Source organism: Methylorubrum aminovorans (genome assembly GCF_022179725.1).
GTDB classification, from domain to species: Bacteria; Pseudomonadota; Alphaproteobacteria; order Rhizobiales; family Beijerinckiaceae; genus Methylobacterium; species Methylobacterium aminovorans.
The window spans coordinates 65,125-77,430 of the sequence record NZ_BPRC01000008.1 but is presented as its reverse complement, the minus strand read 5'-3'; the positions used below and the strand labels follow the sequence as shown (position 1 = coordinate 77,430).

General features: G+C 68.1%; 7 protein-coding genes. All 7 read left to right on the top strand.

Translation table 11 applies throughout. From position 1 onward, the window contains the following. Positions 1 to 148 precede the first annotated feature (148 nt). Positions 149 to 1,027: an acyl-CoA thioesterase gene (locus tag MFF24_RS12945; protein ID WP_108940025.1), complete on the top strand. Its 879-nt coding sequence runs from the start codon at positions 149 to 151 to the stop codon at positions 1,025 to 1,027. 260 nt (positions 1,028 to 1,287) lie between these two features. Beyond that, entirely contained in the window at positions 1,288 to 1,626 is a 339-nt protein-coding gene (locus MFF24_RS12940) for a P-II family nitrogen regulator (protein ID WP_108940026.1), read from the top strand. Positions 1,627 to 1,758: 132 nt separating this feature from the next. Then, positions 1,759 to 3,255 (top strand): ammonium transporter, encoded by a 1,497-nt coding sequence (locus tag MFF24_RS12935; RefSeq protein WP_133089420.1) that lies wholly within the window; start codon positions 1,759 to 1,761, stop codon positions 3,253 to 3,255. Positions 3,256 to 3,596: 341 nt separating this feature from the next. Further along, a complete protein-coding gene (locus MFF24_RS12930) occupies positions 3,597 to 4,853 on the top strand; it encodes an outer membrane beta-barrel protein (RefSeq protein WP_238224796.1) in 1,257 nt (418 codons plus the stop codon). A gap of 209 nt (positions 4,854 to 5,062) precedes the next feature. Continuing rightward, positions 5,063 to 7,675: a DNA translocase FtsK gene (locus tag MFF24_RS12925; protein WP_238224794.1), complete on the top strand. Its 2,613-nt coding sequence runs from the start codon at positions 5,063 to 5,065 to the stop codon at positions 7,673 to 7,675. Positions 7,676 to 7,821: 146 nt separating this feature from the next. Further along, complete coding sequence (locus MFF24_RS12920; protein ID WP_238224793.1) at positions 7,822 to 9,957, top strand: TonB-dependent receptor; 2,136 nt, start codon at positions 7,822 to 7,824, stop codon at positions 9,955 to 9,957. 376 nt (positions 9,958 to 10,333) lie between these two features. Further along, positions 10,334 to 12,301 carry a PAS domain-containing HWE histidine kinase family protein gene (locus MFF24_RS12915; RefSeq protein WP_238224792.1) on the top strand — a complete coding sequence of 656 codons (1,968 nt, stop codon included), beginning with the start codon at positions 10,334 to 10,336 and terminating at the stop codon, positions 12,299 to 12,301. Positions 12,302 to 12,306: the final 5 nt, after the last annotated feature.

Sequence of the window (12,306 nt, the reverse complement as noted above, 5' to 3'; positions counted from 1 at the left end):
GCGACAGATGCCGCTCAGGGCGCGGACGCCCCGCGTGGCATCGCTGGGCAAGGCCGCTATGTGCGTCGGGCACACCCCGCACTGGGGCCGCTCGCCCCTCGTCGTCATCCCGTCGTCACCACATCATCCCGGAGTCGCAGAAGCCGCTATGTCCGAAACCCTCAGGCCCGATCCCGTCGACGCGCTTCTGGCAATCCTCGATCTGGAGCGCCTGGAGACCGACCTGTTCCGCGGCATCAGCCCCCGGATCGGCTGGCCGCGGGTGTTCGGGGGGCAGGTCGTCGCCCAGGCGCTGGTCGCGGCCTCCCGCACGGTCGAGGCGTCCCGTCCGCCGCACTCGCTGCACGCCTACTTCCTCCTCGGCGGCGACCCCGCGGTGCCGATCGTCTACGAGGTCGAGCGCATCCGCGACGGGGGCAGCTTCACCACGCGCCGGGTCAAGGCGATCCAGAAGGGCCGGGCGATCTTCGCCATGTCGGTGTCGTTCCACGTCACGGAAGCGGGCCACGAGCACGCCGCCGAGCGCCCCGACGTGCCGGGACCGGGCGATCTGGCGGATGCGCGGACCCTCGTGCGCGAGGGCGGCAGCATCGTGCCCGAGCCGATGCTCGCCTATTTCACGCAGGCCTGGCCGATCGAATTGCGACCGGTCGAGACCGAGCGCTATCGCGACCGCCTGCCGAAGCCCGCCCGCTACCATGTCTGGATGCGCGCGACGAAGCCCCTGCCGGACGATCCGGCGGTGCATCGGGCGGTGCTCGCCTACGCCTCGGATATGACGCTGCTCGATGCGACGCTGATCCCCCACGGCCGCACCGTGTTCGACCCGGAGATCCAGTCGGCGAGCCTCGACCACGCCCTCTGGTTCCACCGGCCGTTCCGGGCCGATTCCTGGCTGCTCTACGCGCAGGACAGCCCGAGTGCCTCCGGCGCTCTCGGTTTCGCCCGCGGCACCTTCCACGACGAGAACGGGCACCTCATCGCCTCGGTCGCCCAGGAGGGCCTGATCCGTCAGCGTCGCCCCTGAAGCAGGCAATCAGAGCGGATCTGCCGACCCGTTAGGCTGCCTGCTCATCAAGAAGGCAATTTTCGCCACCGGACTGCTCGACGCGGTGTCACGGCTCGCTCACGTTCTGGGCAGAAGGGCGAAACCGAAAATGGTTCCGCTTGGCACGGTCCTTGAATGAAGGCGCGCAGTCGCAGGGTCATCCCGATCCCTGCGGAACCGCTGGGTCTCGGCCGGTGCGCGACCGGCGGTGAGAAGGCAGAACAAAGGGGGCGCCGCCCATGAAAATCGTGATGGCGATCATCAAGCCGTTCAAGTTGGAAGAGGTCCGCGACGCCCTGACCGGGATCGGCGTCCACGGCCTGACCGTGACGGAGGTCAAGGGCTACGGCCGGCAGAAGGGCCATACCGAGATCTATCGTGGGGCCGAGTACGCCGTAAGCTTCCTCCCCAAGCTCAAGATCGAGGTGGCGGTCGCGGCCGACCTCGTGACCAACGTAATCGACACGATCGCCGGCGCCGCCCGCACCGGACAGATCGGTGACGGCAAGATCTTCGTGATGCCGCTGGAGAAAGCGGTCCGCATCCGCACCGGCGAGACCGACGTCGACGCGCTCTGAGGAGCCCGCCCGCCTCGGTTTCCTCCCCGATATCCCGACGGCCCATCACCCGTTCCGGCGGAACGCGCCCGGCCGCGCCGCCGCCTCTCCCTCCTCAATGCGTGACGCACTGCGATCAGGAGCTTCCTGTCCATGAAACCTCGTAACCTTCTCGCGCTCGGGCTGGGAGGAGCCGCTCTCGGCCTCCTCCTCGTCGAGCCGTCGCTCGCGCAGGCGCCGACGGTCGAGCCCGCCGCCACCGCCGCTGCCCCGGTGCCCAACAAGGGCGACACCGCCTGGATGCTGCTGTCGGCCATCCTCGTCCTACTGATGACGGTGCCGGGCCTCGCCCTGTTCTACGGCGGCCTCGTGCGCACCAAGAACATGCTCTCGGTGCTGACCCAGGTCTTCGCGATCGCCTCGATCGTCTGCCTCCTGTGGGTCACCTACGGCTACAGCCTCGCCTTCACCAATGGCGGCGGCCTCAACGACTTCGTCGGCGGGTTTTCCAAGGCCTTCCTGAAGGGCGTCGATCCGAACTCGGTTGCGGCCACCTTCTCCAACGGCGTCGTGATCCCCGAATACGTCTACATCTGCTTCCAGATGACGTTCGCCATGATCACCCCCGGTCTCATCGTCGGCGCCTTCGCCGAGCGGATGAAGTTCTCGGCGCTGGTCGTGTTCACGATCCTCTGGGTCACGCTGATCTACTTCCCGATGGCCCACATGGTTTGGTACTGGGGCGGTCCCGATGTCTTCGCCGACGCGGCCCGCAAGCTTGCCGCCGCCGGTGGCGAGGCCAATGCCGCGGCCAAGGCCGAGTACGACGCGGTGCTGGGTGATGCCGGCATGCTGTTCAAGTGGGGCGCCCTCGACTTCGCCGGCGGCACCGTCGTGCACATCAACGCAGGCATCGCCGGCCTCGTCGGCTGCCTGATGCTCGGCAAGCGCATCGGCTACGGCCGCGACCTGCTGGCCCCCCACTCGCTGACCATGACCACGATCGGCGCCTCGCTCCTGTGGGTGGGCTGGTTCGGCTTCAATGCCGGCTCGAACCTCGAGGCCAACGGTGCCGCGGGCCTGGCGATGATCAACACCTTCGTCGCCACCGCCGCCGCCGCCGTGTCCTGGCTCTTCGTCGAGTGGGCCGCCAAGGGTCGGCCGTCGCTCCTCGGCATGCTCTCGGGTGCCATTGCCGGCCTCGTCGCCGTGACGCCGGCCGCGGGCTTTGCCGGCCCGATGGGCTCGATCGTGCTCGGTCTCGCCGCCGGCGCCGTCTGCTTCGTGATGTGCTCCACCGTGAAGAACGCGCTCGGCTACGACGACTCCCTCGACGTGTTCGGCGTGCACTGCGTCGGCGGCATCCTCGGCGCCATCGCCACGGGTATCCTGGTCTCGCCCGATCTCGGCGGCGCGGGCATCCCCGACTACACCACCAAGCCCGGTGAACTCACCGTCGGCGCTTACGACATGGTCGCCCAGGTGATCACCCAGGCGAAGGCGGTCGGCTTCACCATCCTGTGGTCGGGCATCGGCTCGGCGATCCTCTACAAGCTCGTCGATCTGACGATCGGCCTGCGCGTGACGCAGGAGGAGGAGCGCGAGGGCCTCGACATCGCCGATCACGGCGAGCGCGCCTACAACTACTGAGTGGCGGCCCGCCATCCCGGCGGGCATCTGAGAAAGGGCCTCGGCGCACCGCGCCGGGGCCTTTTTCATGGGTCGATGGCTGAGTCGCGCCAAGCCTTCGTCGATCGCCGCCGCGGCTCAGGTCTTCCCAATCGTGAATCAATCGTGAGGAAAACGGGAGATTTTCGCAAGAAAGTTAAACGCTCGCCGTTTCAGGGATTGTTGCCTTCGCGCAACATTTTTCGGCCGCGGATTGATGCAGCTCAAAACTGGCTAAAAATTGGGCACTTGCGCAAAACTTCATTTTGCGACGCGGCGGTGACTTCGGCACCTTGGCCGTATCGAACTTGGGGCTGACCGCAATGACAATCAAAACAATGTTTCTGGCCGCAGGCGCGGCGCTGACGACGCTGAGCGCCACCGCGCTGCCAGTTCTCGCCGCGGACATGCCCGCCGCCGCGTCGGCCCCGGTTGTAGTCGAGGAGCATTGCAAGGCCGCGATCTCGACCCCGACCTTCGGCGGTCTCATCAAGGCGAACCCGAACCCAGCCTGCTTCGTCACGGGACTTGGCGACATCTATGTCGGCGGCGCGATCACCGGCTTTGCCTATTCCCAGACCAACGCCTTCGGCATCCTCTCGCCGAGCGTCGAGCAGGATCGCTACGGCCGGGTCGACTTCACGAACCTCCAGGGCTGGATCCAGAAGGCGGATGGCCCGCTGCAGTTCTACGTGCATGCCGGCCTCTACTCGATCCCGGCGCTCGGCCTACCGCTCTACTCCTCGTTCGAGCAGACCCAGTCGCTGTTCGGCCCGGTGCCGGTCGCCTTCGGCAAGTGGCAGATCAACGACGAGTGGTCGATCCAGGCCGGCCGGATGTTCACCAACATCGGCTCCGAGCTGTTGTTCTCCTACCAGAACCTCAACATCTCCCGCGGTCTGGTGTTCAACCAGGAGAACTTTATCAACCAGGGCGTTCAGGTGAACTACGCGAACGGTCCGTTCGCGGCGGCAGTCTCGGTGAACGACGGCTTCTACTCGGGCGAGCTGAACTGGGTGACGGGCTTTGCCACCTACAAGCTCGACGACTCGAACACGATCGGCATCAACGGCGGCACGCATTTCAGCGACTTCGATTCCTCGACCCGCAGCCCGCGCTTCCAGTTCGCGACGATCAACTCGCTGCAGAACAGCAGCATCATCAGCGTGAACTACACCTACGCCAACGGGCCGTGGATCATCGCGCCGTACTTCCAGTACACCACCGTCGATCGCAAGGATAACTACTTCTCCCCGATCATCGGCGGCGAGACCTGGGGCGGTGCGCTGCTGGCCGGCTACGCCTTCAACGAGAATTTCGGTCTGGCCGGCCGTGTCGAGTACATCGCCCAATCGGGCAGCCGCTTCGACACCCTGAGCGCGACCAGCCTCCTGTACGGTCCGGGCAGCTCGGCCTTCTCGTTCACCATCACGCCGACCTTCACCTGGGACCGCTACTTCGTCCGCGGCGAGTTCGCGACGGTGCAGGCCTACGACGTCACCCCCGGCTTCGGCTTCGGCCGCGACGGCACCAAGCGCTCGCAGGAGCGCTACCTGGTGGAGACCGGCTTCACCTTCTGAGGCCACGCCGGTCCGCCGACGAGATCGGGACAGGATATGGGGAGCCCCGGAGAGATCCGGGGCTTCCTGCTTTTTGGGAGCGACACCGGGTACATCTCGAATCATTCGACGGCCGCCGGGGTCGCGATCGCTTTGGGGCGCACACTTAGCCCGCCGTTAACCGGCCCGCATTAGCCTTACCGGATCGTTGACACCGGACCGGTCTGCGCATGCGTTCCCTTCGCCGTTCCGCGTCGCCCTACGACACCTTCGTCGACAGCCTGCGGCCCTTCCTGGCCAAGCGGCTGACGGAGTGCGGCGGCCTGATCCTCTTCACCGGCGCGGTCGCCCTGACCGTCGCCCTGGCGACGTGGTCGATCGACGACCCGAGCCTCAACCACGCCACCGACCAGCGGGCGCACAACGTGCTCGGGCGCCCCGGTGCCGTCGTCGCCGACCTCGCCATGCAGCTCCTCGGGCTCGGCTCGATCATGCTCGCGCTGCCGCCTGTCCTCTGGGGCATGCGGCTGATGCGCGAGCGCGACTTGCCGCACGGGGGGGTGCGCATGGCCCTGTGGTTCGTCGGCGTGCTCTCCGCGAGCGCGGTCGCGAGCGCCGTGCCGGCGACCGCCCGCTGGCCGCTGCCCACCGGCATGGGCGGTGTGGCGGGCGATGCGCTGCTCGCCGGAACGCGGATGCTGGTCGGGCCGCTGGCACACTTTGCCGGCTTCCTGTTCGCGGCGATCGCCATCCTCAGCCTCACCGCCGCCTGCCGCGTCACCAAGCCGGATTTCGAGGAGGACGAGGAGGGACCCTACGGCGCCCCGCGCCCCGCGCCCCGGCCCGGCCGCGCTGCGGCCCACGAGGAGCGTCACGATTCCGACGAGCCGAGCCTCGGCATCCTGTCGCTGGGGGCGCTCGCCCAAGCGGTCATGCGCGGCCGCGCCTCGCTGCGCACCCGGCTCGAATCCTGGCAGGCTCCGGCCGATGAGGGGGAGGGGCTCGCCTATGCCGGCGCCTCGCCCGCGCTCGCCGCGCGCCGCGCCTTCGCCGACCCGGAGGAGGCGCCCTGGGCGCCGCACGCCCGCGAGCATGCCGATGTCTCAGGCCGCCGCGAGCCGCAATTCGAACCGCAGGACGACGACGCGGACGACGGGCCCGTCCGCGCCGTCCCGCCGCGCCCTGCGCTTGACGCCCGTGAGGCGGAGGCGGCCGCCCTCGAACCGTCCACCCGCGTCTCGCGCCCGCTGCCGCAGGCTCCGGCGGCGCGCCCGCGCCCGCTCGAGCCCCGCCCGGAGGCTGGCGAGTACCGGCTGCCCGCCCTGGAGCTTCTCGCCCGCCCGCGTGAGGCGGCGCCGGGCTCCGAGGTCTCGGCGGAGGCGCTGGAGCAGAACGCCACCATGCTGGAAGCCACGCTTCAGGATTTCGGCGTGCGCGGCGACATCCTGGCCGTGCGCCCCGGCCCGGTCGTGACCCTCTACGAGCTGGAGCCGGCACCGGGCACCAAGTCGAGCCGCGTCATCGCGCTCGCCGACGACATCGCCCGCTCGATGTCCGCCGTCTCCGCCCGCGTCGCCGTCGTACCCGGCCGCAATGCCATCGGCATCGAGCTGCCGAACGCCAAGCGTGAAACGGTATTTCTGCGCGAACTGCTCGCCTCCGAGGACTTCGTCGAATCCAAGCACAAGCTGGCGCTGTGCCTGGGCAAGAACATCGGCGGCGAGCCGATCATCGCCGACCTCGCCCGCATGCCGCACCTGCTGGTGGCCGGCACCACCGGCTCCGGCAAGTCGGTGGCCATCAACACCATGATCCTGTCGCTGCTCTACCGCCTGAAGCCGGAAGAGTGCCGTCTGATCATGGTCGATCCCAAGATGCTGGAGCTGTCGGTCTATGACGGCATCCCGCACCTGCTCTCCCCCGTCGTCACCGATCCGAAGAAGGCGGTCATCGCCCTCAAATGGGCCGTGCGCGAGATGGAGGAGCGCTACAAGAAGATGTCGAAGGTCGGTGTGCGCAACATCGACGGCTTCAATGCCCGCCTCGAAGAGGCCCGCGCCCGCGGCGAGACCCTGACCCGCACGGTTCAGACCGGCTTCGACCGCACCACCGGCGAGGCGGTCTACGAGGATGAGGTCATGGACCTCAACCCGCTGCCCTACATCGTGATCGTGGTCGACGAGATGGCCGACCTGATGATGGTAGCGGGCAAGGACATCGAGGGCGCGATCCAGCGTCTCGCTCAGATGGCGCGGGCGGCGGGCATCCACCTGATCATGGCGACGCAGCGCCCCTCGGTCGACGTCATCACCGGCACGATCAAGGCGAACTTCCCGACCCGGATCTCCTTCCAGGTGACGAGCAAGATCGATAGCCGCACGATCCTGGGCGAGATGGGCGCGGAGCAGCTGCTGGGCCAGGGCGACATGCTGTTCATGGCCGGTGGCGGACGCACGACCCGCGTGCACGGGCCGTTCTGCTCGGATTCGGAAGTCGAGAGCGTGGTCGCCCACCTCAAGCGCCAGGGCCGGCCCTCCTATCTGGAGGCTGTCACGGCGGAGGAAGGCGAGATCCCGGCCGGCGCCGCCCCGTCCGAGGATGGCCCGGTCTTCGATGGCGGCCAGTTCGGCGGCGGGGAAGGGGGCGACCTCTACGAGCAGGCGGTGGCCGTGGTGCTGCGGGACAAGAAGGCCTCCACCTCCTACATCCAGCGTCGCCTGCAGATCGGCTACAACCGCGCCGCCTCGCTGATGGAGCGGATGGAAACCGAAGGCCTCGTCGGCCCGGCCAACCATGCCGGCAAGCGTGAGATCCTGGTGGAGGCCGAGCCGCAGGATTACTGATCCGCGCCTATACTCACATCGAACGACCGGCTGGCGCGCCGCTCTCGCAGGAGGGCGGCGCGCTTCGCGTTTCAGCGGCGCTTCCCTCTCGACAACGGCTACGCTTGAAAATATAGCATCAGCTATAAGTTCGAGTGAGAGGTCTTATGTCGAGGAAACGCTATGGACTTGGTCGCTGGGCCGGAATCGGCATCGCCGGTCTCGTCGTGTCGCCGCTCCAGGCCGAGGAAGTGTCCCTCGACGAGATCAGCGTGACCTCCGACCGGAAGACCCGGCGCGAGGGCGCCGCATCGGGACCGATGCCGAACTTGGCCGGTGTCCTGCCGGTGGTGGCCGACCGCTTCGCGACGGTGAGCGTCGTCTCCGGCGCCGATCTCGCCCGCTCGCAGCCGACCTCGCTGGGCGAGGCTCTGTTCGATAAGCCGGGCCTGTCGGCGACGACTTTCGCGCCGGGCTCGGCCTCGCGGCCGATCATTCGCGGTCTCGACAACCATCGCGTCCGCATCCTTGAGAACGGCACCGGCGTGCAGGACATGTCCGATCTGGGCGAGGACCATGCCGTGCCGATCAACCCGCTGATCAACGACCGGATCGAGGTGATCCGCGGGCCCGCCGGCTTGCGCTACGGCTCGCAGGCCGTCGGCGGCGTGGTCTCGGTCGAGAACAACCGCATCCCGACGAGCATCCCGCCCGGCGGTGTCACGGGCCGGGTGACGACGGGCTATTCGGCCGTCGATAACGGCCGCAACGCCGCCGCGACCGTTGACGCCGGCAGCGGCAACGTCGCGGTCCACGCCGATGCCTTCAAGAGTGCGGCGAACGACTACAACACGCCGCTCGGCATCCAGCGCAATTCCTTCAACCGGTCGCAGGGCGGAGCCTTCGGCACCTCCTACCTGTTCGATCGCGGCTTCGTCGGCCTGTCCTTCAGTCACTTCGATTCGGTCTACGGCATTCCTGGTCTCAGTTCGGCGGCGCAACGCACCCGTCTCGATCCGGTGCAGGACAAGCTCCAGGCGCGCGGCGAGTACCGGCCGCTCGACGGCCCGTTCGCGGCGATCCGGTTCTGGGCCGGCGGCTCGAACTACCGCCACAACGAGTTCGGCATCGACGCCAACGGCGTCGAGGGAATCGAGGCGGTGTTCAAGAACCGCGCGGCGGAAGGGCGGATCGAGTTCGATCACGCGCCGGTCGAATTGCCGTTCGGCACCCTGACCGGTCAGTTCGGCGTCCAGGCTGATCGGCGCAAGCTCCGCATCTCCGGGGCGGAAGGCGGGCTCCTGCGCCCCACCGACACGCGGGTGCAGGCGGCCTACCTGTTCGAGGAACTGGCGCTCGGCGGCGGCCTGCGGTTCCAGGCGGCGGGCCGGATCGAGGGCAACCGCGTCGCCGGCACCCAGGCCCTGTTCCCCTTGGACTTCCTGCCCGACGGCCCCGGCGACGAGCCGCTGGAATCGCGCCGCATCCGCCGCTTCGCCCCGAAGAGCGCGAGCTTCGGTGCGCTTCAAGATCTGCCCTACGGCTTCGTCGCGAGCCTGACCGGCTCCTATGTCGAACGCGCCCCGACCTCGCCGGAGCTGTTCTCTCGCGGGCCGCACGAGGCCTCCGCGACCTTCGAGATCGGCGACCCGAATCTCAAGCTGGAGCGCGCCCGCACCGTCGAGGTGGCGATCCGCCGGGCGGACGGGCCGTTCCGCTTCGATGCCACCGGCTACGTCACCCGCTACACCGGCTTCGTCTACAAGCGCCTGACCGGCTTCACCTGCGGCGACACCTTCGGTTCGTGCGGGATCGGCGGCGGGGATCTGCGCCAAGTCACCTATTCGCAGGCGGGCGCCACCTTTACCGGCGCCGAGATTGCCAGCCAGATCGACCTCGTGCCGGTCGGCGACGGCTTTGCCGGTATCAGCGCTCAGTACGACTTCGTGCGGGCGCAGTTCGATGACGGGAGCTTCGTGCCGCGCATCCCACCCCACCGCGTCGGCGGCGGCGTCTTCCTGCGGGCGGACGGCTGGTTCGCTCAGGTGAGCCTGCTGCACGCCTTCGCGCAGACGCAGACGGGCGTGCTGGAGACGCCGACACCCGGCTACAACGACCTGAAGGCGGAGATCGCCTATAGCCGTCCGCTCGATCCTGCGGTCCACGGCCTGAGCGAGGTGACGCTGGGCCTGCGCGGCACGAACCTGCTCGACGACGTGATCCGCAACGCCGCCTCCTTCCGCAAGGACGAGGTGGTCCTGCCGGGTCGCAACGTGCGGCTCTTCCTCACGGCGCGGTTCTGACGAGGGGGAGCCGCCGGTGCTCGGACCATGATCGCAGCCATCCGACCGGCGTCGGGGCGGCCGGTTCGGCCGCGTCACACATCGTGGACCGATGAGGGAAGCCGCTCGCGATCGCCACGATTGAGCGTTTTGGATCCGGAAAGATGCCAGCGGCAGCTATGGCGATCCAGAAATCACGAGGCGTATTTTCACATCGCAGCGGTGATTGGTCGTACCTTTGGGCGCCAAGCGAACTCATCGAATGGGGGAGACCGTTCGCATCGATTCCATCTATTGCCAGCCTGAGGAATTGCCGCAACGATCTCGCCGGGATTGTGGGCCGTGCCGCTCGTTCCGACTGCGGAATACGGTTCGGAAGGCTGTGCGAAGGTACGGGATGGATCGGAGCGGCTCTCCACCGGTGCAGCCGGTCCGCGGTGAGATGGCCGGGCGGATCCGGGCGTATGACTGGACGTCAACGACGTTGGGTGCCGCGGAGACGTGGCCGCCCAGCCTGAAGGCCACGATCAGCCTGCTCCTCGGCTGCGGCTTCCCCATGATCGCGCTGTGGGGGCCGAACCTGATCCAGGTCTACAACGACGGCTATCGCGACTTGATGGGGTTGAAGCACCCGGCCGGGCTGGGCCAGCCGACCCGCGCCTGCTGGCCCGAGGTCTGGCACATCAACGCGCCGATCTACGAGCGGGTCTGGGCCGGCGAGACCTTGACCTTCGAGGACGCGCTCTACCCCCTGACGCGATCGGGCCGCCTCGAGGACGCGTGGTTCACGCTGACCTACAGCCCGCTGCGCGACGATTCCGGCGCGATCGCAGGCATCCTGGTCATCCTGGTCGAGACCACGTCTCGCGTGCTGGCGGACCGGGCGCTCCGCGAGAGCGAGGCGCGCTTCCGGGCCGAGCTGGAACGGCAGGTTCAGGAGCGCACGGCGGAACTCCAGGCCAGCCGCGACCTGCTCAAGGCCACCATGGACAGCTCCATGGACATGATTCAGGTCTTCAAGGCCGTGCGCGACGCCTCGGGCGAGATCGTCGATTTCCAGTGGCTGCTCAACAACCACACCTCCGAGAGCCGCTACGGTGAGGTGAGCGGCCAAAGCCTTCTGGAGCGCAACCCGGGCGTCGTTCAGGAGGGCATCTTCGACACCTTCAAGCGCGTGATCGAGACCGGCCAACCCGCGACCGCGGAGCGCCGCTATGTCCACGAGCAGTTCGACGGCTGGTTCTTCCAGTGCGCGGTCAAGCTCGGCGACGGGGTCGCCACCACCACCAAGGAGATCTCGGCCTGGAAGGCGGCGCAGGAGGAGGTGCTCCGGCTCCGGGACGAGATCGCGCAGGCAGCCCTGCGCGAGAGCGAGGATCGCTTCCGCACCCTGGCGAGTCTGATCCCCGTCCTTCTCTGGCGCTCGGACGAGAGCGGGCAACAGAACGCGCTCAACGAGGCTTGGCTCGCCTATACCGGCCAGACCCTGCCGCAGTCACAGGACGGCGGCTGGCTCGAAGCGATCCATCCGGACGATCGTGACGCCTCGCAGGAGGCCTTCCGCGTCGGGCGCGAGCAGCAGCGTCTGATCGAGGTGCAGCCGCGTATCCGCCGGCATGACGGGGAGTACCGCTGGTTCCTGGTGCGGCAGGCGCCGATCGTCGATGCCGAAGGGCATGTCACGCAGTGGATCGGCGCTGCCATGGACATTCACGAGCTGCACGATCTGCAGGAGCGTCAGGCCGTCCTCGTCGCCGAATTGCAGCACCGCACCCGCAACCTGCTCGGCGTCGTGCGCTCCATCGCCCACCAGACCATGGTGCAGACCGGCCCCACCGAGCGCTTCCGCGAGCAATTCAACGACCGGCTGGCCGCCCTGTCGCGGGTTCAGGGCTTGCTGTCGCGCTCCGAGCAGGAGCCGATCACCCTGCGCACCCTGATCCGGACCGAGCTGGAGGCGCTCGGAGCCGGCGACTTCGCCGACCGCATCCATGTCGCCGGCCCGCCGGTGCGCCTGCGCAAGGCATCGGTGCAGACGCTCGCCCTCGCCATGCACGAACTGGCCACCAATGCCCGGAAGTACGGTGCTCTGACGACCGAGCACGGCCGCCTCTCGGTGACGTGGCGGGCGGATCGGAACGAGCAGGGGGACGGGAACCTGCTGATCGAGTGGATCGAGGAGGGCATCAGCCGGCCGCGCGAGACATACGGCCCGACGCGGCGCGGTTACGGACGCGAACTGATCGAGCGGGCGATGCCCTACGCCCTCAACGCCAAGACCCGCTACGAACTCGGCGAGACGCGGCTGCTCTGCGCGATCGAACTGCCGCTGGGCGAGCGGTCGGGCGAGATGAGCACGGCGTGAGGCCC